The organism is Flavobacterium sp. ALJ2, assembly GCF_015594725.1.
GTDB lineage: Bacteria > Bacteroidota > Bacteroidia > Flavobacteriales > Flavobacteriaceae > Flavobacterium.
This window is the reverse complement of record NZ_JADNRC010000002.1, coordinates 194,314-220,943: the sequence shown is the minus strand read 5'-3', so window position 1 is coordinate 220,943 and position 26,630 is coordinate 194,314. Positions and strand designations below refer to the sequence as shown.

18 protein-coding genes are annotated in these 26,630 nt (G+C 32.1%); 10 read left to right on the top strand and 8 right to left on the bottom strand.

All coding sequences use genetic code 11. The features are described from left to right. Nucleotides 1-4 precede the first annotated feature (4 nt). Nucleotides 5-2,416 carry a prolyl oligopeptidase family serine peptidase gene (locus IUY40_RS03315; RefSeq protein ID WP_195735471.1) on the bottom strand — a complete coding sequence of 804 codons (2,412 nt, stop codon included), beginning with the start codon at nucleotides 2,414-2,416 and terminating at the stop codon, nucleotides 5-7. A gap of 271 nt (nucleotides 2,417-2,687) precedes the next feature. Between IUY40_RS03315 and IUY40_RS03310 the strand changes: the two genes are divergently transcribed. Both IUY40_RS03310 and IUY40_RS03305 read left to right on the top strand, forming a co-directional pair. Next, nucleotides 2,688-3,695 (top strand): beta-ketoacyl-ACP synthase III, encoded by a 1,008-nt coding sequence (locus IUY40_RS03310; RefSeq protein ID WP_195735470.1) that lies wholly within the window; start codon nucleotides 2,688-2,690, stop codon nucleotides 3,693-3,695. Between the two features lie 453 nt (nucleotides 3,696-4,148). Further along, complete coding sequence (locus IUY40_RS03305) at nucleotides 4,149-4,820, top strand: copper homeostasis protein CutC (RefSeq protein ID WP_195735469.1); 672 nt, start codon at nucleotides 4,149-4,151, stop codon at nucleotides 4,818-4,820. A 93-nt stretch (nucleotides 4,821-4,913) separates the two neighbouring features. Here the strand turns inward: IUY40_RS03305 and IUY40_RS03300 are convergent, their stop codons facing one another. After that, complete coding sequence (locus tag IUY40_RS03300; protein WP_195735468.1) at nucleotides 4,914-7,328, bottom strand: TonB-dependent receptor; 2,415 nt, start codon at nucleotides 7,326-7,328, stop codon at nucleotides 4,914-4,916. 318 nt (nucleotides 7,329-7,646) lie between these two features. Between IUY40_RS03300 and argS the strand changes: the two genes are divergently transcribed. Beyond that, nucleotides 7,647-9,584, top strand: coding sequence for an arginine--tRNA ligase (gene argS / locus IUY40_RS03295; RefSeq protein ID WP_195735467.1), 1,938 nt, complete (start codon nucleotides 7,647-7,649; stop codon nucleotides 9,582-9,584). A 54-nt stretch (nucleotides 9,585-9,638) separates the two neighbouring features. Here the strand turns inward: argS and IUY40_RS03290 are convergent, their stop codons facing one another. Next, nucleotides 9,639-9,878, bottom strand: coding sequence for a hypothetical protein (locus IUY40_RS03290; protein WP_195735466.1), 240 nt, complete (start codon nucleotides 9,876-9,878; stop codon nucleotides 9,639-9,641). 311 nt (nucleotides 9,879-10,189) lie between these two features. Next, nucleotides 10,190-11,098, bottom strand: a complete 909-nt coding sequence (locus tag IUY40_RS03285; protein WP_195735465.1) for a DUF6607 family protein — start codon at nucleotides 11,096-11,098, stop codon at nucleotides 10,190-10,192. A gap of 107 nt (nucleotides 11,099-11,205) precedes the next feature. Here IUY40_RS03285 and IUY40_RS03280 point away from each other — a divergent pair, with 107 nt between their 5' ends. From IUY40_RS03280 to IUY40_RS03250, 7 genes are all read left to right on the top strand, one after another. Then, nucleotides 11,206-13,323 carry a TonB-dependent receptor gene (locus IUY40_RS03280; protein ID WP_195735464.1) on the top strand — a complete coding sequence of 706 codons (2,118 nt, stop codon included), beginning with the start codon at nucleotides 11,206-11,208 and terminating at the stop codon, nucleotides 13,321-13,323. A 17-nt stretch (nucleotides 13,324-13,340) separates the two neighbouring features. Continuing rightward, a complete protein-coding gene (locus IUY40_RS03275) occupies nucleotides 13,341-14,438 on the top strand; it encodes an HmuY family protein (protein WP_195735463.1) in 1,098 nt (365 codons plus the stop codon). A gap of 266 nt (nucleotides 14,439-14,704) precedes the next feature. Next, nucleotides 14,705-16,183, top strand: a complete 1,479-nt coding sequence (locus tag IUY40_RS03270) for an SGNH/GDSL hydrolase family protein (protein ID WP_195735462.1) — start codon at nucleotides 14,705-14,707, stop codon at nucleotides 16,181-16,183. Nucleotides 16,184-16,265: 82 nt separating this feature from the next. Next, nucleotides 16,266-17,597, top strand: coding sequence for a GDSL-type esterase/lipase family protein (locus IUY40_RS03265; protein ID WP_229335332.1), 1,332 nt, complete (start codon nucleotides 16,266-16,268; stop codon nucleotides 17,595-17,597). A 1-nt stretch (nucleotide 17,598) separates the two neighbouring features. Then, on the top strand, nucleotides 17,599-19,284 hold the full coding sequence (locus IUY40_RS03260; RefSeq protein WP_195735460.1) for an MBOAT family protein: 1,686 nt from the start codon (nucleotides 17,599-17,601) through the stop codon (nucleotides 19,282-19,284). 320 nt (nucleotides 19,285-19,604) lie between these two features. Next, a complete protein-coding gene (gene ffh, locus IUY40_RS03255) occupies nucleotides 19,605-20,957 on the top strand; it encodes a signal recognition particle protein (protein WP_195735459.1) in 1,353 nt (450 codons plus the stop codon). A 125-nt stretch (nucleotides 20,958-21,082) separates the two neighbouring features. Then, complete coding sequence (locus tag IUY40_RS03250; protein ID WP_195735458.1) at nucleotides 21,083-21,964, top strand: tetrahydrofolate dehydrogenase/cyclohydrolase catalytic domain-containing protein; 882 nt, start codon at nucleotides 21,083-21,085, stop codon at nucleotides 21,962-21,964. A gap of 924 nt (nucleotides 21,965-22,888) precedes the next feature. Here IUY40_RS03250 and rluF read toward each other — a convergent pair. Genes rluF through IUY40_RS03230 form a run of 4 tightly spaced genes read right to left on the bottom strand, consistent with a single transcriptional unit; the run spans nucleotide 22,889 to nucleotide 26,547 of the window. Next, nucleotides 22,889-23,701, bottom strand: coding sequence for a 23S rRNA pseudouridine(2604) synthase RluF (gene rluF, locus IUY40_RS03245; protein WP_195735457.1), 813 nt, complete (start codon nucleotides 23,699-23,701; stop codon nucleotides 22,889-22,891). Nucleotides 23,702-23,760: 59 nt separating this feature from the next. Continuing rightward, nucleotides 23,761-24,615: an alpha/beta fold hydrolase gene (locus tag IUY40_RS03240; protein ID WP_195735456.1), complete on the bottom strand. Its 855-nt coding sequence runs from the start codon at nucleotides 24,613-24,615 to the stop codon at nucleotides 23,761-23,763. A gap of 54 nt (nucleotides 24,616-24,669) precedes the next feature. Beyond that, nucleotides 24,670-25,449 (bottom strand): C4-type zinc ribbon domain-containing protein, encoded by a 780-nt coding sequence (locus IUY40_RS03235; protein WP_195735455.1) that lies wholly within the window; start codon nucleotides 25,447-25,449, stop codon nucleotides 24,670-24,672. 3 nt (nucleotides 25,450-25,452) lie between these two features. Further along, nucleotides 25,453-26,547, bottom strand: coding sequence for a Nif3-like dinuclear metal center hexameric protein (locus tag IUY40_RS03230; protein WP_195735454.1), 1,095 nt, complete (start codon nucleotides 26,545-26,547; stop codon nucleotides 25,453-25,455). Nucleotides 26,548-26,630: the final 83 nt, after the last annotated feature.

Sequence of the window (26,630 nt, the reverse complement as noted above, 5' to 3'; positions counted from 1 at the left end):
AAATCTAGTTTTTTAAGTATTTCTCTAAGAATTGATCTTGTTCCCAAAGCAAATGCAAGATGTTTTCTCTAGCTACATAACCATGAGATTCTTTTGGTAAAATAACCATTCTTGCTGGTCCGCCCAATCCTTTTATGGCTTGGAAATAACGCTCTGTTTGTAAAGTAAAAGTTCCTGGATTATTATCAGCTTCACCATGTACTAAAAGTAGTGGTGTTTTCATTTTGTCAGCATGCATAAAAGGAGACATTGTATTGTAAACATCAGGAACTTCCCAGTAATTACGTTGCTCAGTCTGGAAACCAAAAGGAGTTAAAGTTCTGTTGTAAGCTCCACTTCGTGCAATTCCGCAAGCAAAAAGATTAGAATGTGTTAGTAAATTTGCAGTCATAAATGCGCCATAGGAATGCCCTCCAATGGCAACTTTCTTTTTGTTTATGTATCCTAACGCATCTACTGCATTTATTGCTGCCTCTGCATCATCAACAAGCTGTGTTATAAAATTATCATTAGGTTCTGTAGTTCCTTCACCAATAATTGGGAAAGAGGCATCATCAAGGACTACGTATCCTTTAGTTACCCAATATACAAATGATCCATAATAAGGAAATGTAAACTCATTTGGGTTTTGACTACTTTGTCCTGCACTGTTTTTATCTTTGTATTCAGCAGGATATGCCCAGATTAATAATGGTAGTTTTTCTTTTTTTACTTTATCGTATCCTGCAGGTAAATATAAAGTTCCAGATAATTGAACACCATCTTTTCGTTTGTATTTAATAACCTCTTTGCTTACATCTTTAATGCTTTCAAATGGGTTTTTGAAAAAAGTAACTTGAGTTAAGCTATTTTGTTTTTTTATGTTTCTGAAATAGTAGTTAGGATAATCATTTTTGGATTGAATTTGTACCAAAACTTTTCCTGTTTTAAAATCTTCAATGCTTAATATATCTTCTTTTTTATCTTTAAATGAAGAAGTGTAAAGGCGTTTTGTCTTTAATGTCTTAAGATTAAGTTCACTAATAAAAGGGAATTGACCATCTTTAGTAAAACCTTCTCCAAGAAGGAAAGCATTGTCGTTTTCTATAGCAAGAACATATCTATTGTATTGATTTTTCTTGTATTCAAAATTACCTGGATCTGCGTAGATATCTTGTGAGTTTCTATCAAAAATTAATTTAGGTTTTTGAGCAGGGGCAGCTGGATTGATTAAATAAGTTTTGGTATTACGTGTATCATACCATTCATCCATAAGAATTGCTACGTTGTCATTTCCCCAAATAATTCCACTATAACGCTGAGGAGTCTTTACTAATGAAGTTGCTTCGGTGCTAAATGGAGCATTCCAAAGAAATACTTCATCTCTAAATTCAACTTTATTAGCCGGATTACCTTCATCTAAAGCTTCTACATAAGATAGTGTTGCAGGTTTGTCATTTCTCCATGACATTTCTCTTTTTCCCTTACGAACTGCCATAAAACCTTTTGGCATAATTTCGTAAAGAGGAACTTCGTTTACCGTTTTTATTTCAGTACCGTTTTTATCATAAACTACAGCCTTTGATGGAAATCTCCCTAGCGGGACAATATAGGAGAATGGTTTTTGGATTGTTGTCAACATTACATAATTTCCGTCAGGAGAAATTCTTTCAGAAGAGTACATTGCAGCATTTTTGAATAAAGTAGCTGTACCATTAATGTTTACTTTGTAGATTTCAGAAGTAATGATGTTTTCAAAATTGGCCTCATCGTTTTTGTTTTTCAACATGTCAGCATAAGTTCTATTTTGTGATTTAGAACCATCAGCGGTAGAAACAATCGGACCAGTTGGTAAATCTTTTTTAGCATCTAATAATGCAGGTCTGTTTTTAGGCAGCATTTTTACTAAAATAGTTTCACCGTCGTTGAACCAACTAAATGGAGTTCCTATGTTTGCATTTAATGTTGCATCAGTAAGTTTAGTTGCTTTAGCAGAAGGAACATCTATAATCCAAAGTTCAACTCCAGTTTTTGTAGTATTAGTAAATAATATCTTCTTGTTATCAGGTGACCATGTAGTATAGCTAATCTGTGGGTCAGTTGGCAAATTTGCTATTTCTATTTCTTTGGTATCGCTAATTTTTCTCAATTTGAGATTTTTAACATAAGTTACCGTGCTAGAAATGTTAGTTACAGGATTAATTCTTAAACCAGCTAAACGAAGTTCTTCTTGGTTTAAATCGTCTAATGTTTTGTAGGTATTTCTGTAACTTAACAGCATATATTCTTTTTTTGTATCCATTGATACAGAGGGAGCTCTTTCGTAATCTGCCAAATCTAAAATTGATTTTGAAGGCTTTTGATACGTTACGTTTTCTTGGGCTGAAGCTACTAAGCCAAGATTTAAAAGTAGAAATAAGATAATTTTTAATTTCATAGTTGAAACTTTTATAATTAATTGGTTAAGGATTGTTATAATAAGTCTAAAGTAGTTCAAACTTGTTACATTCTAGTAATGAAAAAGTGTTACAATAAAAAAAATTCAAATATAGGGTAGTTTTCTCTCAATTTATGATAAGTTCCTAATATGTAGCGAATGAGAATGATATATAAAATTGGGAATTACGAAAAAATCACTAAATTGTGTACATGATTTTTAAAAGATGTTTAGCTTTGCAATCCAAATTTTTAACGAATAATAAAAAAATATGTATCATTCAAAAATAGCGGGATTAGGATATTATGTCCCTTCAAATGTAGTTACCAATGACGATTTGTCTAAAATAATGGATACTAACGACGAATGGATACAAGAGCGAACAGGAATTGAAGAACGTAGACATATTATTCGTGGAGAAGACACTACAACTTCAATGGGGGTAAAAGCTGCCGAAATAGCTATTCAGCGTTCAGGAGTAGCAAAAGAAGATATCGATTTTGTTGTTTTTGCCACATTAAGTCCAGATTATTATTTCCCAGGTCCGGGAGTTTTAGTACAACGTGATTTAGGATTAAAAACTGTTGGTGCATTAGATGTAAGAAATCAATGTTCTGGTTTTGTATATGCTATTTCTGTAGCTGATCAATATATTAAAACCGGAATGTATAAAAATGTTTTGGTAATAGGTTCAGAGGTACATTCGACGGGTTTAGATATGACTACTAGAGGAAGAGGGGTTTCTGTGATTTTTGGAGATGGAGCAGGAGCAGCAGTCTTAAGCAGAGAAGAAGATACTACAAAAGGAATATTATCGACACATTTACATTCAGAAGGACAGCATGCAGAAGAATTATCGCTAATTGCACCGGGAATGGGAGCGCGTTGGGTAACAGATATTTTGGCAGATAACGATCCGGATGATGAAAGCTATTTTCCTTATATGAACGGACAATTTGTATTTAAAAATGCAGTAGTACGTTTTGCTGAAGTAATTAATGAAGGGTTAGTAGCCAATAATCTACAAGTTTCGGATATTGATATGTTGATTCCGCATCAGGCAAACTTAAGAATTTCTCAATTTATCCAAAAGAAATTTGGTTTAAATGATGATCAGGTGCATAACAATATTCAAAAATACGGTAATACAACAGCGGCATCTATTCCGATTGCATTGACAGAAGCTTGGGAACAAGGGAAAATTAAATCTGGAGATACTGTAGTTCTTGCTGCATTTGGTAGCGGATTTACATGGGGAAGTGTAATCATCAAATGGTAATTTAAATTTATAAGAAGCTAACTTAGTAAGTTATATAAGCTCATTTAAGTGAAATGTTTTAAACTGATATTTTCTTAAATGGCTTTTATACGGTAAAAAAACTTTTAAAAGAAAACTATTCAGCAATGAATAGGTTTTTTTATACGCACTTGTCAGGCGAAGTCGAAGCCGCGTTCCAATTGGCAAACAGTAAACTTATTTCAATATTGTAATAAAATTTCAAGTAATTGGGAAGATTTGAAAAAAACTCTCGGAATGTTTGAACGAAACTCATTTTAAAAATTATAATAAAAAGAAGATTTAGTAGTAAATTAGCCTTCGACTTCGCTCAGGGTGACACTGCGGTTTTTGATTGTTATTTTGTCTTCATCGTATTTTCAGGTTGAGTTATTCGTCTCCGCTTAGGATAAACCTAAGTCTAAGCTCATTACAATTGTTTAAGTATAATTAAAAATGGAAAAAAGTCAATTAGAGATTGCGTGTTTTAACCTTGATTCTGTAAAAATTGCTCAGGAAAATGGAGTAAATAGAATTGAGTTATGTGTTAATATGAAAGAGGGAGGGACAACTCCGGGTTTAAGTTTAGTTCAGGCAGCGAGAGAAATAGCTACAATAGATTTAAATGTTATCATACGACCTCGAGGAGGTGATTTCGTTTATACCGATGCTGAATTTCAGGAAATGAAAGAAAGTATAATCGACTATAAAAATTGCAAAGTTGATGGTTTTGTATTTGGAAATCTTAATTCTGACGGAAGTGTAAATATGGAACAAAATATGGAGTTGATTAATTTGGCAAATCCACTTCCTTGTACATTTCACCGAGCATTTGATGTTGTTGCCAATGTGAGTAAATCTCTCGAAGATGTAATTGATTGTGGTTTTAAAACAATCTTGACCTCAGGTCAGGGGAAAAATGTTGAAGAGGGAATAGCTACTCTTATTGAAGTTGTTCAAAAAGCAAATAATAGAATAGTAATTATGCCAGGCGGAGGACTTCGATCTACGAATATTGGATTGCTAAAAGAAAAGCTTGGGAATACTTTTTTCCATTCATCAGCGATTACCGATTCAGGCGAAACAGCAAATGCAACAGAAATTATTGCTCTAAAAGAGAAGTTGTAATTTGTATATTAAAAAGCCCAGAGTGGCATTCTCTGGGCTTTTACTATTAAAACAATTCAAAAATTAAAAAAAAAATCGAATTAGTGTGATAGATTAAAATAATCCACCACCACCTTTACTCGTATTGTCTTCTCTTTGCTTACGTTGTAAGTTTTTAATTTTTGCTCCACCAAAATTATAGGTTAAACCTAAATAAACCGTTTGACTTTCCCATGTAAACTGTCCTGTATGAGCATAAGGATAATTAGAATCAAAAGCATACTTCATGGTGTTAAATACATCATTAAAACGTAGGCTAATGTTCATCTTGTTGTTTAATAAAGTATAGCGCGAACCTATGTCCATTTTGTACATTTCATGGCTATTATTTTGAAGCCCGTCAACGGCACCTCTGTAAAAACCAAATAATAAGAAGCTTATACGTTTGTTTACCTTAAAGTTTGAGTTCATGCGGCCATTAAATGCCGCAACAGTAACTTTTCTTTCAATTGGATTACTTGTTTTTGTTGCTGGATCATATAAAAACACAACACCTTGTTGGTTGATACTCGAAAAATCAATAGAAGGTTGGATATCCCACCATTTTGTGATTTTGTAATTTAAGGAAACTTCAAAACCGTAAGAAGTATTATGATCATAGTTGGTGTAAGTCATAATTTGTTTATTACCGCTTGGGTCAGTTTCATCAGGATATAAAATCCTGCTAATTTGGTCATTAATGCTTCTGTAGAAAATACCAGTTGTAAAACTTCCTTTTTCAAGAGTTTTGGTATAATTTATTTCTACTGAATTGGTAAATTGTGGTTTTAATTCAGGGTTTCCTAAAGAAGTTACCAACGGAGTAGAGAATTCACGAATAGGTTTTGTTTGTTCTAAACTCGGACGGTCTACGCGACGGCTATAGCTTAATTGCAAAGTGTTTTTTTCATTCAGTTTATATGTAAAATAAGCTGATGGATATAAAGTAATATAATCATCATCGAATTTATCAAGACCATGATTTAAATTAGCTGCGACTTTATAACTTTCAAAACGAGCACCTAATTGGTAACTGAATTTTTTGTATTTCTGACCAAATGTTACATAAGCTGAATAAATATCAGTGTCGTAAGTATAATTAGAAACTGGAAGCGCAGCAAGTAGATTTCCGGTAATATAATCATTATTAGTTTTTGTAATTCTAGCTTCAGCACCAGCCTCAAGTGTAGTTTTTTCATTTAAAGGATTTACATAATCAACATTAAAAGTACTTAATTTGCGCGTGCTTTTAATCTGATCATCGTAAGTTACGCTATTTATAGTATTGTCAGTTTTCGTTGATTGTGTATCAAAAGAAGCATATTGTGTTCCTTCATTATCACTGTAGTTTCCTTCAAAGTCTAAGGTATGACCTTCTTTTTTAAAGATATGTTTGTAGGCTAAATTATAAGTGCCAACTTTATTTGGGCCTGAATATTTTGATTTCTGAATAATATTAGAAATATCAGAATCTGTTAAATTGTTATAATCAATATTTGTATCTACAAATCCTTTTGTGTTTGATTTGTTTTGGTTGGTATAGATAGATATGGTGTTATGATCATCAATTAAATAATCCATTCCAATTTTATACAAGTAAGAATCATTATCGTTCAGAACATTAATATCCTGAATGATTTCCGGATCAATTCTTTTAATGACACCACTATTGTGATAAGTTCCGAAATTCTGACCTACGTTTCCAAAGAAATTTACTTTTCCAGTTTTATAATTTAAATCTAATGATTGATTGTATTTGGCTGTTTCACCAAACGTAATACCAGCGCTATAACTCCCGTTGAAACCAGTATTAGCGTTTTTATGCAGAATGATATTTATAATTCCAGACATTCCTTCTGGATTATATTTTGCACTTGGGTTTGTAATCAATTCGATTTTTTTGATAGAAGTTGATGGAATTTGTTTCAATAATTGTGCAGGGTCAATATTTGATGGTCTTCCGTCAATTAATATACGTACATTATCGTTTCCGCGAAGTGAAAGTTTCCCGTCCTGATCTACATTTACCGAAGGGATATTATTCATGATATCTGAAGCCGAAGCGCCAGCAGTTGTAAGGTCTTTACCAACAGTAATTACTTTTCGGTCAATTTTTTGTTCGATAGTCGAGCGTTCGCTAACAATGTTTACACCTTTAAGCTGAGTAGCTTCTTCCTCAAGAGTTACTTTAAATGTGTATTCTTTTTTAGAATTACTAAAGTATAAGTTGGTTTTATAAGGTCTAAATCCGATGTATTGTATTTCTAAAATATAATTTTTTAAAGGGATGTTTTTTAAATTAAAATCACCTTTATCATCAGTAACTCCACTTGCAATTGTTTTACCTTCTTCTTTTACAGCAACTGTAGCATAAGATATTGGGGAATTTGTAGCTTTCTCTAGTACTTTTCCAGAGATACTTCCAGAATTTTGAGCTTGCACCGATGTTATTACTCCAATAAGCAATAACATGATAATTTTAAGTTTCATAAAATTTAATTTTGTTAGATTTAATTAATTATTTTTTGATTGATGATTTTCTTTAAATACAAGTTGATTATTCTTGTTTGAAATTTATTTAAAGTTTCTATTAAGACTATTATTTTGATTTTATGTTACAGGATTTATCAAAAAAACTGTTTTTTTATGAAGTGTGATTTGTTTTTCAGTGATTTAAGAATGTTATTTGTAATGAGTCTTAATTGTTTTTTGAAATAAGAAGGCTACTTATTATAGATTTTAAATCTTTTACATTTTCTGTAATTGATGAATAAGCAGTATATTTGCACACTTTAAAACTAAGTTTACATGTCATTATCACAAATTCTTACGCCTTCTATACAAAAAGCAATACAAGCCTTATTTCAAGTAACTGTAGATAAAATCGAATTTCAAACTACTAGAAAAGAGTTTGAAGGAGATATTACGATGGTTATTTTTCCGCTATTAAAAGTGATTAAAAGTAATCCTGTTGAATTAGGGAATAAAATAGGAAACTATCTTGTAGAAAACCTTCCAGAGGTAGCTCGTTTTAATGTGGTTTCGGGTTTCTTGAACATTGTAATTGCGGATACTTATTATGTGAATTTCTTTAATGGTATAAAAGATGAAAAAAAATATGGTTTTGTAGAACCAAATCCTTCAGATAAAGCAATCATTGTGGAGTATTCTTCGCCAAATACAAACAAGCCATTACACCTAGGGCATGTTCGTAACAATTTGTTAGGATATTCTGTAGCAGAGATTATTAAGGCTTCTGGTAAAAAAGTATATAAAACTCAAATTATAAACGACAGAGGAATTCATATTTGTAAATCGATGTTGGCATGGGAAAAATTTGGAAACGGTGAAACTCCCCAAAGTACAGGTTTAAAAGGAGATAAATTGGTTGGGAATTATTATGTGAAGTTTGAAAAAGAATTTCAAAAAGAATATTCTGATTGGCAGAAAACTATAGAATATTCAAAAGAATTTTTAAAAGATAAAAATACTTCATTAATTGAAAAATTAATGGGGGAAGATGGAGAGATGCCAGTCTTTTTCGATGATGGAGGGATTATTGATGAGGATTTTTTTACAGAAGAAGGAGATCACAAAATATTCAGATCAAATTTTAAAGATAAATATTTTAACACATATAGTGCTTTAGGAAAAGAAGTTAAAGAAATGCTTCAAAAATGGGAGGCAGGAGATAATTATGTTGTTGCACTTTGGGCAAAGATGAACCAATGGGTTTATGATGGTTTTGCAATTACATATAAAAATCTAGGAGTAAATTTTGATAGTTATTACTATGAAAGTAATACTTATTTATTAGGAAAAGATGTTGTTCAGATAGGATTGGACAAAGGAATTTTTGAAAAAGATCCGGATGGTTCGGTTTGGATTGACTTAACAGATGAAGGTTTAGATCGTAAAATTGTACTGCGTTCAGATGGAACGGCAGTTTATATGACACAAGATATTGGAACAGCAATTCAGCGAGTAAAAGATCATCCAGATGTTGGAGGAATGGTTTATACTGTAGGGAATGAGCAAGATTATCATTTTAAGGTATTGTTCTTAATTCTTCAAAAATTAGGTTTTGATTGGGCTTCAAGCTTATATCATTTATCTTACGGAATGGTCGATTTGCCTTCGGGGAAAATGAAAAGCCGTGAAGGAACTGTTGTCGATGCAGATGATTTAATGCAGGAAATGACCGATACAGCTCAAGAAATTTCAGAAGGTTTAGGTAAGCTAGATAGTTTTTCTGAAGATGAAAAAGCAAAATTATATAACACAATCGGACTTGGTGCTTTAAAATATTACATTTTAAAAGTAGATCCAAAGAAACGTATTTTGTTTAATCCAGAAGAGTCTGTTGATTTTGCAGGAAACACAGGGCCGTTTATTCAATATACCTATGCCAGAATCCAGTCGATTATACGTAAAGCAGATTTTGATTTTTCTGTAACATTAACAGGAATTGAAGAACTTCATGAAAAAGAAAAAGAATTGGTAAAACAAATCGAGCTTTTCCCAGAAGTAATCCAAAATGCAGCACACAATCATAGTCCAGCATTAATTGCTAATTATACCTATGATCTAGTAAAAGAGTACAATTCATTTTATCAATCGGTACATATTTTAGGAGAAGAAGATTTGACTAAAAAAATATTCAGAGTACAGTTCTCTCAAAAAGTGGGAGAAATTATAAAATCAAGTTTCAGTTTATTAGGAATAGAAGTTCCTGAAAGAATGTAAAAATATCAGAAATCTGAGCACAAAAAAAGGCTGTCTATGACAGCCTTTTTTTGTTTAATCAATATTAAAATAGGGGTTTAGAATTTCGGCTAATTCATTTAGCCAATAAAAACCGTGGTCTAATTCTTTGTTATGAAATTCTAATGTTTCATTTCTTCTAATTAAGGTTAATGTGATTACGTAGTTTAGGTTGCGAATCAATTTAGCCATAGTTTCGGGAGAAATGTCCTTATTAAAAAATTCAGTAAGTTTTTCAGGATTGTAGCTTGTCGCTAGTGTGTGTTTTGTGTTCATAACTCAGTTATTTAGGAAATATAAAACCCGTGTAGTTTAGGTGTCCTACGTCAACTGAGACGTTGCGAACCTTTCGGATATCGCCACCATTCCACACGGGGTAATTTTTGTAAAGTCATAATTCAGTTATTTAGGACTGCAAATATAACAAAAACCCGTGCAATCAAAAATAATTGGGCTAATCACTTCCTAACTTCTATGTTTATGTTTCCTGTTTTTGGCACCGATAATAGTTTTCATAGACTAGCATAACAAAAAGGAAGCTGTCTAAAAATAGACAGCTTCCTTTTTTATAACTAACACAAAATATTTTATTTTTTCACAAATTTATTGATGATTGCATCTGTCTCTGCTTTTGTAGCGGTTGGTTTTAGATCAAACAAAAGAGAATAAAGTGCTTTTCTTTCTACTTTAGCTTCTAAGTTTAAGTCTTGATGTCTGTCAAACAGCGTTTGCCATTTATCACGAACATTTTTCCAAAGAGCATTGTTTTCCTTCCACCATTTTTGCCCAGCGATACATTTAATGTCTGCAACTTTAGTGTACACATCCATTCCTTTTTCTTGTGCCAACAAAATATCTTTTCCGCTATCACCGCGAATTAATTTGTCGTTATCTTGCTCATGATTCCATCCAGTAGCAGTAATTTCATGAATGTTTCTTCTTTTTAGAACATTATAATCATTACGTTTTGTTTGTTCTCTACGAGGTAGCGGAGCATCGGTAGTATTTACCCAGTAATCTTGTCCATCTACATGTACCCATGAAGAAGAACCTTCATATCTTGGACTATCATCTACTTGATATACTTTTTGAGACCATTGTCCTTTTACGTCTTTTTTATCTAATTTTTTATATTTCCAAGAAGTTCCTTTATCAAATAAATACAAGTCTGTATTTTCATATAACCAATCTTGTCTCCAGTGTTTAATAATCATATCATCACTTACGATTAATAAGTGCTGCATTGCAATCTTGTTAGGAGTATCTTCTAATAACTCTACCCACTCTAAAGCAGATTCGTGTTTTGTTTCAGAAGGTTTGTAAGTAAGAGTGTCTTTAGGGTACTTAAAAGTTTCTATAAAATTAAATTTAACTTCATAACAACCACACATCGATTTTATCGATTTAATGTCTTGTTGTTTTTTAGATTCCTGACTAAATCCAAAATTTACTGATAACACCATAATGGCTGATAAACAGAAGGTTTTTGTAATCATAACTAGTTTTTTTTGATTTAAAAAATTTCAGCAAATATATAAATTTTATTTAGATTGAATAAAAATAATTATATATTTGCAAAGATTATTAAGACCAATTAAGACTAATGAAAATCAAAATCATCCTATTTGTTACCCTTGTATTTTGTAAAACGCTTTCAGCTCAGCAAAAGAAAAAAGATAGTATTCGTACCAACGAATTGTCAGAAGTTGTTGTTACTGGGCAGTTCGAACCACAATCTATAAAGAAGTCGGTATTTAATGTGCGAATTATTTCAAATAAAGACATTCAGAATTTGGCCGCCAACAATTTATCAGATGTTTTAAATCAGTATTTGAATATTAATGTAAGGCCAAGCGGAACAAGTGGGCGTTCTACAGTATCATTGTTTGGATTAGATGCTCAGTATTTTAAGATTTTGGTAGATAATGTTCCTTTGGTAAATGAAGCTGGTTTGGGAAATAATACTGATTTATCTCAGATTAACTTAAATGATGTCGAGCAAATAGAAATTGTAGAAGGCTCAATGGGAGTTGCTTATGGCGGTAATGCTGTTAGTGGAGTTTTAAATATAATTACAAAAAAATCTTCAAAATATAAATGGAGTATGACAGCTTCAGTACAAGAGGAAACAGTTAAAGATGAATATGCACTTTTTAATGAAGGACGCCATATACAATCACTTAAACTTTCTCGCACATTTAATGAAAACTGGTTTGTAAGTTTAGGAGCTAATCGAAATGACTTTAGAGGCTTTCTAGATGATAAAAAAGGAAAAGATTATATTGAAAATGATCAGTCTCGTGGATATAGATGGCTACCGAAAGAACAACTAAACAGTACCGCTTTACTCGCTTATCATAAAAATAATTTTCGCTTTTTCTATAAATTCGAATATTTGAAGGAAGATGTAGATTACTATAATACTACAGTACAATCACAATATGATCCAGCATTAGGTTCATATAGATACTCAGATGATAAAAGATATTTTACGAATAGGTATTTTCATAATTTAAATGCTACTGGTAAATTGTTTTCACAATTGAATTATAATGTTTCACTTTCGCATCAAAAACAACAAAGAGATGTTGAAGATTTTAAATATTATTTATTTACCAAGAATGAAGGAAGTAATATAACTACTAAGGATCAATCGATGGAAGTTCTTTATTCAACAGGAACTTTGAGTAATTTTTTCTCAGACAAAAAAGTTGATTTGCAATTAGGTTATGAGTTTGTAAACAATCAAGGCCATTCATTGGTTCAGGAAGCAAGTAATAAGTTTTCTGCAGTTCGTAAAAGACTCGAGAACTATGATTTTTTTGCTTCCTCAGAAATCAAAGCAACCGAAAAATTGTCTATTCGTCCAGGATTGCGTTTTTCAGCTCAATCAAAGTTTAAGGATCAATATGCATCATCACTAGGTTTAAGGTATTTATTTGATAAGGGAGTTGAACTTAGAGGTTCATATGGGACTTCATTTAGAACTCCAACTTTTGAAGAGTTGTATTCAAAATTAATTTTTGATGGACATTTTTTTATTGGAAATGAAAAGCTTATTCCAGAAACTAGTAATTCTTTTGAAGCCAGTTTAAAAAAGACATCGTTTTTAGTTTCAGGTTTACAAATATCGAATACGTTAGCAGGAAGTTTTCTTGATGTAAATGATCGAATTGATATGGCCTTGGTAAGATTTAATCCAGATACAGGAAATCCAGAATATCAATATTTTAATATTAGTAAATACAAAATGTGGAATTTATCGACAATGAATAAATTCAAAATAGATAATTTGACATTCAATTTTGGGGCATCTTTGGTTGGTGTTTCTCGTAAAATAGAGAATCAAAAGTTTTCTTCAGATGATAAATTTTTATACTCATTTAACATAAATAGTAGTGTTTCTTATTTAATACCAAAATGGGGGACAACTCTTTCTGCTTATTATAAATACAACGGAAAATCACAACAATTTATAGAGACAACTTCAGCCTATGTGATATCGGATATATCAGCGAGTAATTGGCTTGATGCATCTCTTCGAAAAACTTTTTTACAAAACCAGTTAGAAGCTACAATTGGAGCTAGAAACATATGTAATGTAACTAATGTTAATCAGACCAAAACAAGTCAATCTGCTGGGCATGCAGGACCTTCTGATTTGATGCTTGCCTATGGACGCTCATATTTTATAAAATTAGCATATAACCTTAATCTTTAAATATAAAATCAAATACAATGAAAAAGACATTTTTACTATTATCATTCGCATTATTGACACTTGGATCTTGTTCAAGCGATGACAACAATGATACAACTATACCTGTTGGTCCTTCTGTTGGGCAAGTATTACAGCCAAGTGTGGGCGGGCCAAATCAACCAAATCAGGTTTTTGTAGACTTAAGTACAGGAAAGATAGAGTCGGTGAATAGAGCAACATGGGATTTAGGATTTTCTAGTGGTTCAGATTTTAGAGTTACTATCAATGGATCTCTTAAAATGGCTGTGAAGAAATTAGAAACTTCAGATATAACTTTAAAACAAGAGATTAATCTTGATGTGACCGTTGGACAAGGAGAAACTGCAGCGTCTAATGGTTATGTAGATAATCCTACAGGAGTTTTAGCTGGAGCTGGAGCAGGAATTGGAACAGCAATGGCAGAGGTATCTGCTACTGATGCAGATAACAAAGTGTATTTAGTAAATCTTGGAGCAGCAATTGGAACAGAAAAACCAGGTATTGGTAATGTTAGTGTAGATGGAGCTGCAAGAGGATGGAAAAAAATTAGAATTTTAAGAAATGGTAATGGATATAAAATTCAATATGCCGATTTAGCTTCTGTAACTTTTATAGAAAAAATAATATCTAAAAATGCAGCTTTCAATTTTACATTTTTTAGTTTGATTTCAGGAAATACAGTTTCTGTAGAACCAGAAAAAGCAAAATGGGATTTGAATTTTACGACTTTTACAAATTATTTCAATGGAGGAAAAGGTGATGTAAGTTATGGTTTTTCTGATTTCATCGTATCAAATATGAAAGGAGGAACTCAAGTGTATCAGGTTTTAGTTGCAAGTGGTGGTTCTTATGCAGATTTTACAAAAGCAAAAGTTGTTGAAACTGATTTTATAAAATCAACAACTGATCAAAGAATTATTGGTGCTAACTGGAGAAAAGGTGGGGGTCAAAATGGGTCATTGCCAAGTATTAAAACAGACCGTTTTTATGTAATTAAAGATATAGATGGGAATTATTATAAAGTTAACTTCCTTACTATGACAAATACTGCAGGAGAAAGAGGTAATGTGTCATTTGAGTATGCATTATTAAAATAAATTAAGATGAAATGATAAGTTATGACTTATCAACTTATATAAACAAAACAATGTTTAAATTCAATTAGACACTAACTTGGTTTTTTTTTATTTTTTTTGGAAAGAGGCTGGATTTATCTAGCCTCTTTTTTATTTTTTATTTAATCGCAAAAAAGGAATAATAGATTATTGTTTATTCTATCTTTGCAAACGTTTTAATTAAATTAATAAGAAATTTGGACTTTGAGGTTTCTATTAATTTTATTCTTCAAAATTTATAATTAAAAGTGAATACAAAATCTTATTTTTTTCAGTCTTTTACAATTGTAGCTTTAGCATTTGTAGCTTTCATTGGTTTTAAACAAATATTGCCAGATAAAATTTTTCCTGAAAGCAAAGTAGATTCCAAAAACGTACTTGTAGATAGCATGCTTTTAGAATCTTTTGAAAAAGAATCCGTATCAAAAAAAGAAGGTAGCCCTGATGCCGATAAACAGGTACAGAAAAATATCGTTTTTAATTCTAATGAAGGAATAGAATTTCCTTCAGAAACATTTGATGATTATAAAGGATATCAATACCTAATTTCTTTTTATGATAAATTATATGAATTAGAAAAAAATCCAGAAGCAAAAGTAAGAATTGCATATTATGGCGATTCTATGACTGATGGAGATCTAATTGTACAAGATGTTCGAAATAATTATCAAGAACGATTTGGAGGAACAGGAGTTGGATTTGTTTCTATTTCTTCAGAGTCGTCAGCATCACGAGCTTCTGTAAAATCATTATCTTCCAAAAACTGGAAGGCGCAATCGTATCTTAATGTAAAGAAACCAATAAGTCCTTTTGGAGTAAATGGGCATGTCTTTTTTGCAAATGATAAGTCAAATTCAACATGGGTTTCATACGAGGCAGGATTAAGCAAATTTGCGACTAGCTTGGATAATCCAACTTTGTATTACGGAAAATCATCAAAATCTGGAAAAGTAAATTTTATAATAGGTAAAGATACTATATCCAAAAATCTTGCTCCAAATAATTTGGTCAACACCATAAAAGTAACTTCTAAAAGTATAAAAGGATTTAAGGCAAGTTTCATTCATGCAGATTCAATTCCAATTTATGGCTTCAATTTTGATAATGGAAGGGGAGTTCATGTGGACAACTTCTCACAAAGGGGAAATTCAGGAATGCCAATTTCTATTTTTGATACCAATGTAATGCAGAGTTTTAATGCTAATTTAAAATATGACTTGATTATACTTCATTACGGAACTAACGTTTTGAATTATGGTACAAAGAACTATTCTTGGTACGGAAAAGGAATGACTAAAGCTGTAAATAAAATAAAAGAATCCTTTCCAGGAGTTTCTATTTTGATAATTTCTACAGCCGATAAATCGACAAAATATGATATGCAAATGAAAACTGATTCAGCAGTTGTTCCTTTAATGAAAGCTCAAAAACGCTATGCTTTGGAAACAGAATCTGGATTCGTAAATTTATATACCTTGATGGGTGGAGATGGTTCAATGGTGAAATGGGTAGATGAGGCACCAGCAAAAGCGAATAAAGATTATACGCATTTTAATCAACGAGGAGCCAAAGCAATTGGAGGATTACTTTATGATCAATTAAATAAAGGATACGAACAATATAAAGTTTTGCGCGAAAAAAGAGAAGCAGGTATAAAAAAAGGAAAAACAGTCAGGAAAACAAATACAGACTCCATGTCTGTAATAAACGATAGTGTAGATGAATAAACTTATTCTTTTCTTTTGTTGTCTTCTTTTTGCGTCCAATAATAAAGCGCAAAAGGCGGAGCCAATTTTAATGACTAAAAAGATGATTAGCAATATAGATACAACAGATGTAGAGCCTTTAGTAGGAAATCAAATTTATAATGCGAAAGTATTAGAGGATTTCTTTAAGAAATTAAAAGACAATGAAAATCATAGTAACCATAAAATAAACATTGTTCATATTGGAGATTCGCACATTCAGAGCGATCTGATGACAAATGAAATTCGGAAAAACCTCCAAAAAGAATTAGGAAATGCAGGAAGAGGTCTAATTTTTCCATATTCATTAGCAAAAACAAATGGTTCTTATAACGAACGTTTTCGCTCAAATAAAGTTTGGGAAAGTTACCGAAATATTCTTCCAGTAAAAGATTATCCGATGGGCTTAAGCGGAATTGCACTTTGGAGGAATACAGATGGATTTGTAATTGAGGTTAATGTAAAAGATCCAGTGTATAAGTTTAATACAATTAAGATAATTACACCACAAAATCAACATATGTTTGACTTAGCAAGTCGCATTCAAACTAATATGATTCAATCTTCGGAGAGAAAGGTAATTACACACAAAATAAAAAAAGGAGAAGCAATTTCGGTTATTGCAGATAAATACAAAGTTTCGATTGCAGAGATAAAGAGAGCCAATCATTTAAAATCGAATGTGATTAGAGCAGGAAGGACATTGAAAATTGTAACAAATGAAACACGTCCCAAAACAATCTCACAATCACAATATGTTCCTTTAGATATAGAGTCAGATTCATTCTCACATTACTACAATACCGAAAAAGCGTTAGATAAAATCTACCTTATACCAAATAAGGATGCTAAAAAGTATGAGCTTAACGGATTGATCCTTGAAAAAAATTCATCAGGAGTAATTTATAGTGGTATAGGGGTAAATGGAGCGAAGTTTTCCGATTACAACAAATATCCAGTTTTCTTTGAACAACTAAAGTCTTTGCACCCAGATATGATTGTGCTGTCATTGGGAACCAACGAAAGCTATGATAGATTAGAGGCATCAGTTTATATAAAACAACTACGTGAGTTTATAAGTAATCTGAAAGCACAAAATATTCATATTCCTGTACTAGTTATGACGCCACCGCCATCATTATTAAAAGGAAGAAAGCCAAATACATTTGTTGCAGATTATACAAAGCATATATACGAAGCAGCTCAGGCAGATGGATTAGCAGTTTGGGATCTATATAATGAATTTGGAGGTATGAAAGAAATCGGAAGATTAAAAGCCGAAGGATTGATAGGTCCAGATTGGGTACATTATTCCAAAAATGGATATGTAAAACAAGGAAGTTTGTTTTCGAAAGCATTATTAAACGAATACGATAATTTTAAATTAAAAAAATAAGTTGATAACAATTGATAGCATTAACGATTGGTTCGTTCAAAATTTTGGTGTACTTACATTAGAACAGGTTAAAGGTTGGTTTATTTATAATCCAGAAGAAAAATTATTATTTAATACAGGTTTATTCTTAGGGTTGTTTTTAGTTTTTTATTTTGTGTACGCATTTTTACGCAAAACATTTTATTTAAGATTAACATATGTTATTCTATTCTCGCTTTTCTTTTATTATAAATCAAGCGGAATATATTTTTTATTATTACTAGTTTCCTCAGTTGTAGATTATGGATTGAGCCAGATAATCTATAATGAAAGTGTAAAGACCCGAAAGAAAATATACCTCATAATAAGTGTTATTCTAAACTTGGGACTACTTGGTTATTTCAAGTACATGAATTTTATGATTGTTACGTACAATGATATATTTCATGGTAATTTTGAGTTACATGATATATTCCTTCCAGTCGGAATTTCTTTTTACACCTTCCAATCGATGAGTTATATTATCGAAATTTATCGAGAAGAGATTAAACCCACAAAAAACTACATCGAATATTTATTCTTCGTTTCTTTCTTTCCACAATTAGTTGCAGGTCCAATTGTAAGAGCGAAAGATTTCTTACCACAGATATATCAAAAATTAAACCTCACAAAGGCAGATGTAAACAATGCATTGTTTTTAATCATTGGAGGATTAATTAAAAAAACTGTAATCTCTAATTATATCTCAGTAAACTTTGTAGACCGTGTTTTTGATACACCGATGAGTTACACCTCATTTGAGAATTTAATGGCATCTTACGGATATGCAATTCAAATTTATTGTGATTTCTCAGGATATTCAGATATGGCAATCGGAATTGCATTGTTGCTAGGATTTAAATTACCAGCCAACTTTAGAACACCATATAAATCTGTATCGATTACTGATTTCTGGAGAAGATGGCACATTTCATTATCAACTTGGTTAAAAGACTTCTTGTATATATCTATTGGAGGAAATAGAGAAGGAACATTCGCAGGATTTTTATTCCCGAGTTTATTCTTTTTCGGATTGTTGCTTTGGGGAATTATAAATTCTGCCGAAAGTATAATTCCATTAGTAATTGCTGTTGGAGGAATCGCTGTTTTTTGTTTGTCATTTTTGCTTTCAAGCAAATTTAAACAGACAATGGTAACCAATTTTAACCTTTTTACAACAATGCTTTTAGGAGGATTGTGGCACGGAGCAGGAGCCCAGTTTATAATCTGGGGAGCATTACATGGTTTGGCATTAGCTGTTCATAAAATAGTTGTAGAGCTTTTTCCTTCTAAAAAAGAAAGCAACGGATTAAGTACAATCTGGAAATTCTTCTCAATAGTGATAACATTTCATTTTGTAGTATTCTGTTGGATATTTTTCCGTGCAAAAGATTTCGATACAGCAATACAGGTAATCAATAATATTGGACAGTTAACATTCGAACCAGATCATTGGCAAACAATTATATTGGGATATAAAAACGTATTTTTATTAATGTTATTTGGTTATGCTTGGCACTTTTTACCAGAAGTTGTTACAGCCAAAATGAAATTTGTTTTCGATAAAACCCCGTTAATAGGAAAGGCAATTGTTTTAGGATTTGTATATTGGATAGTTTATGCAACAGCAGTTGCAGGTTCACAGCCATTTATTTATTTCCAATTTTAAAAAAGATTCAAAGGCACAAAGCAACAAAGGCGCAAAAGTTTATTCTTTTGCGCTTTTTCTTTTGTGTAGATTTAGCAGATTATTTTTTTTTCATTTGTACGCTAAAAAATAATTTGCTGAATCTGCTAAATCTGCGTGAAACAAAAAACTTTGCTGTTTCGCTCCTGATAACTATCGGAATTATGCGAAAAAAAACCTTGTGATCTTTGCGTAATACTTTGTGAACTTTGCGGTAAAATCAAAACGAACTTTGCAGTTAAATAAAAATTGCCTGAAATGCCTAATTAGATTATCTTTGCACTTCAAATAAAGAAAATAGTATGTTTGATAATTTAAGTGATAAGTTAGATAAAGCCTTCCATATATTAAAAGGACACGGTAAAATTACAGAAGTAAACGTTGCCGAAACTTTAAAAGAAGTTCGTCGTGCCTTACTTGATGCCGATGTTAACTTTAAAATTGCTAAAGATTTTACTACCAAAGTAAAAGAAAAAGCAATAGGTCAAGACGTTTTAACTACGTTACAACCAGGACAATTATTGGTGAAGTTAGTAAAAGACGAACTTACCGAATTAATGGGGGGTGATGTAGCAGGAATAAACTTGTCAGGAACACCAAGTGTTATCTTAATGTCAGGATTACAAGGTTCGGGAAAAACTACATTCTCTGGAAAACTGGCTAATTATTTAAAAACAAAAAAGAATAAAAAACCACTTTTAGTAGCGTGTGATATTTACCGTCCAGCGGCGATAAACCAATTACATGTTGTAGGAGATCAAATAGGAGTTGAGGTTTACTCAGAGCCAGAAAATAAAAATCCTGTAGAAATTGCACAAAATGCAATTAAGCACGCTAAAGCTAATGGGTTTAATGTTGTAATTGTCGATACAGCAGGACGTTTAGCCGTAGATCAGGAAATGATGGACGAGATTGCACGTGTACACAAAGCAATTCAGCCACAAGAAACTTTATTTGTTGTGGATGCCATGACAGGTCAAGATGCTGTAAATACTGCAAAAGCATTCAATGATATATTAAACTTTGACGGGGTTATCCTTACCAAATTAGATGGAGATACACGTGGAGGTGCTGCCATTTCTATTAAGTCTGTAGTAAATAAACCAATTAAGTTTGTAGGTACAGGAGAGAAGATGGATGCAATCGATGTGTTCTATCCTATTCGTATGGCAGAACGTATACTTGGTATGGGTGATGTTGTGTCGTTAGTAGAAAGAGCACAAGAACAATTTGATGAAGAAGAAGCAAGAAAAATTCAAAAGAAAATCGCGAAAAACGAATTTGGTTTTGATGATTTCTTGTCACAAATTCAACAAGTAAAGAAAATGGGTAATATGAAAGACTTGGTAGGAATGATACCAGGAGCTTCAAAAGCCATGAAAGATGTAGAAATTGAAGATGATGCCTTCAAGCATATCGAAGCAATCATACATTCGATGACACCAATAGAAAGAAGCAAGCCAGCGGTAATCGATGTAAAAAGGAAAGCTAGAATTGCCAAAGGTTCAGGAACTAAAATCGAGCAAGTAAATCAGCTAATGAAACAGTTTGAACAAATGAGCAAGATGATGAAAATGATGCAAGGTCCAGGCGGAAAGAATTTAATGAAAATGATGGGAGGCATGAAAGGAATGCCAGGCGGAATGCCGAGATAATAAAGATAGTTTCAAGTTTCAGGTTTCAAGTTTTGAGACTGAAATTTGAAACTTTTTTTAATAATATAAATAAGGGTTTCTATTTCTGAAACTTGAAACATTAAACTTGAAACATTTTTAAAACAATGCAACTACTAGACGGGAAAAAAACAGCAGAAGATATTAAAAACGAAATTGCAATAGAAGTGCAAGCGATTAAAGATGCAGGAGGTAAAGTGCCTCACTTAGCAGCTGTGATTGTTGGTAACGATGGAGCTAGTTTAACTTATGTAGGTAGTAAAGTAAGATCATGTCAACAAATAGGTTTCGATTCAACTTTGGTAAGTTTGCCAGAAACGATTACTGAAGAGGAACTGTTGGCTAAAATTAAAGAATTAAACGAAGATGATAATCTAGACGGATACATCGTACAATTGCCTTTGCCAAAACATATCGACGAACAAAAGATTTTATTGGCTATTGATCCTGATAAAGACGTAGATGGATTTCATCCGACGAATTTCGGAAAAATGGCTTTAGAGATGGAAACTTTTATTCCAGCGACACCATTTGGAATCATGCAATTACTAGAACGTTATAAAGTAGAAACAGCAGGGAAACATACAGTAGTTATTGGGCGTAGTCATATTGTAGGTCGACCAATGAGTATTTTGATGAGCCGTAAAGGAAATCCAGGAGATTCAACAGTGACATTAACGCATAGCAGAACTAAGAATATCGAAGAGTTTACTAAAAATGCGGATATTATTATCACTGCTTTAGGAGTTCCAAATTACCTAAAAGCACATATGGTAAAAGATGGTGTTGTGGTTATTGATGTTGGAATCACTAGGGTAGAAGATGCTACACACCCAAAAGGATACGTAATTACGGGGGATGTTGATTTTGATGAGGTGAGTAAGAAATCATCATATATTACACCAGTTCCTGGAGGAGTAGGACCAATGACAATTGCAATGTTACTCAAAAACACATTATTGGCAAGAAAAATGCGAGCCATAAAATAGCTAGTTGTTGGTGAGGAACAAGATACTGTTATAAGCGACGAGTGTCTTTTTGTTAAAAAAATAAAGCGTTAAAAAAAGTTTCGAATATTGAGATAAGTTTACTTCACGTAATTCTCTACAACCAAAACCTCCTTCATGTTATATGAAGGAGGTTTTTTTGCTTATTTATTTTAGGAAAAAATTCCGTACTACTTTTTTTATATTCATGACAATGATTTCTGTTTTTATGACATATTTGTACTTGCAGATTTAATTGTGTTATAGTTTTACTATTGAGAATTGATTAAGATGACCATAATTTAATTCTCTATGAATTTCTTACTTATCAGCTAAGTAATTGCATTAAAGAGGATTTTTTGTACCCGATTTAATAACATGGCGTATCTGAAAAGTCTTATGAGTAGAACGAAAAACAATTAAATTACAATATTATGTCAAGTTAAGCCCTTACAAATCTCGAGCAATAATTGGTGAATGAATAGATTTTCGTAAATCTAAAACCGCAGATTTATTAATATTCAAACAGGCGTTGGAAGATTACGTAGGAATAAAGCATGCCCCTACTGCAGTTGTTAAACATAAGCTATTAGGGACTAACTATCGTTTTAGACGCACTACATCGGCTCTGTCTTCTGAGACTGGCTATGAGGCTATAGTGAAGATTTCTACGTAATTAGTTAGCAATCCTCATGTTGTTAAAACAACAAGGATTTGATAATGAGAAATGAGTTAGAGATATTTTTAAAATAAGTGATTTAAAGCAGAAGGGGATTAAAATAATGATACCCTAGTAATAGAATCAAATACCAAATTGCATTAAATAATTAGTACTTATTAGTTTTAAAAAAAATATGATATAGAAAGCCTGGAATGTAAGTTTTCCAGGCTTTCTATATTATGTATTTGTAAGAAAAGAACGTCAGATTAATAATCTCCCCTTTTCTTAAATCGAGGATCCTCTTTTTTTATAAATTCGGTTCTTCTTTTTGGAGTTTCATTTATAGGTAAACTTGCTTCTTCAGTTTTGCTCGAAGGTTTAATAAGCTCATTTAATTCTTTAAACTCTGCATCAGTTAAGTCACGATAACGACCAACAGGAATATCAAGAGAAATATTAATAATGCGAATACGTTTTAGGGCTGTAACTTCATATCCTAAATATTCAGCCATTCTACGAATCTGACGATTTAAGCCTTGAGTTAGGATAATCTTAAAGATGTATTTGCTTATTTGCTCTACCTTGCATTTTTTGGTTACTGTGTCAAGAATAGGTACACCATTCCCCATTCGCTCAATAAAGCGATCGGTAATAGGTTTATTTACAGTTACAGTATATTCCTTTTCGTGGTTGTTTCTTGCACGTAGAATTTTGTTTACGATATCACCATCATTGGTCATAAATATTAATCCTTCACTTGCCTTGTCTAATCTTCCAATTGGGAAAATACGTTTAGGGTAGTTAATATAATCTACAATGTTATTACGTACCTCTAGATTAGTGGTACATTCTATTCCGGCAGGTTTATTAAAAGCCAAATAAACGAGTTTTTCGTGTTTTTCTACGATTAACTTTCCGTCTATGCGTATTTCATCATCAGGTGTAACTTTCGTTCCCATTTCAGGTACAACTCCGTTTATGGTTACACGTCCTTCTTCGATTAGTTTGTCAGCTTCACGACGAGAGCAATATCCAGTTTCTCCAATGAATTTGTTGAGGCGTTTTAGATTTTCTTCCATAGTGCAAAAGTAATCAAAAAATAGATATCTTGAATTTTAGAATTTTAGAACCTTTGAGTCTAGACTTCTGAAAACAAAAAATCAACTACTTTTTGATACAATTTATCATCATGCATGCCGTGACCTAAGCCATTTGTTGTTATAAATTGGCTATTTTTCCATGTACTGGCTATTTTTTCTCCTTCTTCAAACGCAACTATATTATCATCGGTGTCGTGGGCAATTAAACCCTTAATAGTAAAGTTTGAAGCAAATTTTTTACCAGAGAAATCCTCAAGTTTTAAGTTGAAACGATTCACGAAACGATTTTCCAAAAGAGGAATCATTTTCTTGTTTAGACTCAGCATCTTAATGTAGTTGTTGATAAGAGTTTGTAAATCGGATGGAGCTCCTAGAATAACCATTTTCTGAATACTAGTTTCAGGGAACAGGTGTTGATGATATATACAAGCTGCTCCCCCAATAGAATGGCCGATTATAATTGTAGGATGGTATTTTTGTACTGCTTTGTTAATGAATTCAGCATAAAGAGGTACGTTGAACTCTTTACCGCTACTTTGTCCGTGAGCAGGAGCATCGATAGCAATAATGGTACTTCCAGTTTTTTGTAAGTGAGGTAATGTCTTTTGCCATCGTGCAGCATTGCTTTCCCAGCCATGAACAAGTAAAATTTTGGTTTCATTTCCTTCCCAAATATAAGTTTGGAAATGATGCTCGTTATGATGGAAAGTTTCTGTTTTGGTGTTTTGTAATACTTGTGGTAAGCTGGATTTGCTTAATCTTCCTTCTCTTGGTTGGCTAAAAAGAGCATACGAAAGATGTGTTGCTTTTTGCGGGCGAACATAACTTAAAAAGTTAATATACTGTCCAACAGATTTTAGTGTTATAAAACGGATGCCTTCTTTAAATCCCAAAATTGTAATTTTTAATATAAAAAAAAAGCCCCGAATTTCGAGGCTTTATATTATTTAGAATTTCGAAAATAATTGTTCCATTTTTTCTCTTTCTTCTTCTGCTAATGTGCTGTCAACTAGGATTCTTCCAGAATGTTCGTCAGTTATGATTTTTTTTCTAGATGCAATCTCAACTTGAGTTTGTGGTGGGATAGTAAAGAAAGAACCTGCTGATGCACCTCTTTCGATTGATACTACTGCCAAGCCATTACGAACACTAGTTCTAATTCGTTTATAAGCTGTTAATAAACGCTCTTCAATTAAACTTTCATACTCAGCTGATTTTTCAGATAAGAAGATTTCTTCTTTTTGAGTTTCAGCCATAATCGCATCCAATTCAGATTTCTTGTGTTTTAGATGTGAACTCTTAGAATCAAGTCTTTCTTTTAAACCAGCGATAACTTCTTTTTTATGCTCAATAGAAACTTTCATTTCTTTGATTTGCTTTTCAGCCAATTGAATTTCTAATTCTTGAAACTCAACTTCTTTTGTTAAAGAGTTAAATTCTCTATTGTTGCGAACTGATTCTTGTTGTTTTGTATACTTTTTGATGGCTTCTTTATGATCATCAATAGCATTTTTTCTAGTTTTGATTTGCTCTTCAACTATTTCTAGTTCGCTTTTCAATTTTTCTGAACGTGTGCCTAAACCTGCAACTTCATCTTCTAAATCTTCCACTTCTAATGGAAGTTCTCCTCTTACGTTTCTGATTTCGTCAATTCTAGAGTCAATTAGCTGTAAATCGTAAATTGCTCTTAACTTGTCCTCAACACTTAATTCTTTCGTATTCGCCATATTCTATAAGTACTTAACTGGATTTGTATTTTCTTCTGATAAAATGATTGCAAAATTAAGGATTTTTTTCCGAAGATAATCAACAATATAATTTTTTGTATAACGTTCGCTTTCAAAATGTCCAATATCAGCTAATAGTAATCGATTTTCGGCTTCATAAAACTGATGGTATTTTAAATCAGCTGTCAAAAAAGCATCGGCTCCAGCCTGAATTGCATTTTTTATCGCAAAACTTCCAGAACCTCCAAGAACAGCAACTTTATGGATTTTTTTCCCGATATAAGCAGAATGCCTAATGCCATCAGCTATCATTTTCTGTTTTACAAAAGGTAAAAAATCAGATTCGTTCATCGGAGTTTCAAATTCTCCAATCATACCTAAGCCTATATTTTGGTGTGCATTTTGCAAATCATAAATTTCATAAGCGACTTCTTCATAAATATGAGTAGCAAAAAGAGCTTTTAAAATTTTTGATTGTAAGTGTTTTTCAAAAACAACTTCAATTTTTATTTCATTCCCAGTATGCAGTTTTTCTTTTTCTCCAATAACAGGATTGCTGTTCTCATTTCCTTTAAAAGTAAAAAAACCTTCGGTATTAAAACTACAATTGTCATAATTCCCGATATTTCCTGCTCCAGCTTCAAATAAGGCATTGCGGACTTTTTCGGAATTAGAGGGAACTGTATAGGTTACAAGTTTTTGGATATAGTTTTGTTTCGGAATCAGAACTTTAGTATTTATCAAACCTAAAGCATCGCAGAATATTTTATTTACACCTTGGGAGTGATTGTCTAATGCAGTGTGAACGGCATAAATAGCAACATCATTTTTTATAGCTTTAAGAATAGCACGCTCTACATAATTTTTGCCAGTTATTTTTTTTATGCCAGAAAATAAAATGGGGTGAAAACAAACTACAAGATTGCAGTTTTTGCTAATTGCTTCATCAATTACATTTTCAAGTGCATCATGACATACTAAAACTCCTGTGGCTTCTGTTGAAGAATTACCTACTAATAATCCAACATTGTCAAAATCTTCTGCATAACCCAAAGGTGCCATTTCTTCAAGAACAGAAAGTATTTCTTGTATTTTCATTTTTAGATTTTTAGATGATTGGATTGTTCGAATTTTGTAATTATGAAATAATCCAATCAAATTTTTGAACAACAAATTAACGA

What these genes read in the sequence shown, in the direction of transcription:
- IUY40_RS03235 (WP_195735455.1), bottom strand. Translation starts at nt 25,449, where the DNA reads ATGGCGAATACGAAAGAATTAAGTGTTGAGGACAAGTTAAGAGCAATT.
- IUY40_RS03305 (WP_195735469.1), top strand. Translation starts at nt 4,149, where the DNA reads ATGGAAAAAAGTCAATTAGAGATTGCGTGTTTTAACCTTGATTCTGTA.
- IUY40_RS03280 (WP_195735464.1), top strand. Translation starts at nt 11,206, where the DNA reads ATGAAAATCAAAATCATCCTATTTGTTACCCTTGTATTTTGTAAAACG.
- IUY40_RS03310 (WP_195735470.1), top strand. Translation starts at nt 2,688, where the DNA reads ATGTATCATTCAAAAATAGCGGGATTAGGATATTATGTCCCTTCAAAT.
- IUY40_RS03265 (WP_229335332.1), top strand. Translation starts at nt 16,266, where the DNA reads ATGATTAGCAATATAGATACAACAGATGTAGAGCCTTTAGTAGGAAAT.
- IUY40_RS03285 (WP_195735465.1), bottom strand. Translation starts at nt 11,098, where the DNA reads ATGATTACAAAAACCTTCTGTTTATCAGCCATTATGGTGTTATCAGTA.
- IUY40_RS03315 (WP_195735471.1), bottom strand. Translation starts at nt 2,416, where the DNA reads ATGAAATTAAAAATTATCTTATTTCTACTTTTAAATCTTGGCTTAGTA.
- IUY40_RS03300 (WP_195735468.1), bottom strand. Translation starts at nt 7,328, where the DNA reads ATGAAACTTAAAATTATCATGTTATTGCTTATTGGAGTAATAACATCG.
- IUY40_RS03250 (WP_195735458.1), top strand. Translation starts at nt 21,083, where the DNA reads ATGCAACTACTAGACGGGAAAAAAACAGCAGAAGATATTAAAAACGAA.
- ffh (WP_195735459.1), top strand. Translation starts at nt 19,605, where the DNA reads ATGTTTGATAATTTAAGTGATAAGTTAGATAAAGCCTTCCATATATTA.
- rluF (WP_195735457.1), bottom strand. Translation starts at nt 23,701, where the DNA reads ATGGAAGAAAATCTAAAACGCCTCAACAAATTCATTGGAGAAACTGGA.
- IUY40_RS03290 (WP_195735466.1), bottom strand. Translation starts at nt 9,878, where the DNA reads ATGAACACAAAACACACACTAGCGACAAGCTACAATCCTGAAAAACTT.
- argS (WP_195735467.1), top strand. Translation starts at nt 7,647, where the DNA reads ATGTCATTATCACAAATTCTTACGCCTTCTATACAAAAAGCAATACAA.
- IUY40_RS03275 (WP_195735463.1), top strand. Translation starts at nt 13,341, where the DNA reads ATGAAAAAGACATTTTTACTATTATCATTCGCATTATTGACACTTGGA.
- IUY40_RS03230 (WP_195735454.1), bottom strand. Translation starts at nt 26,547, where the DNA reads ATGAAAATACAAGAAATACTTTCTGTTCTTGAAGAAATGGCACCTTTG.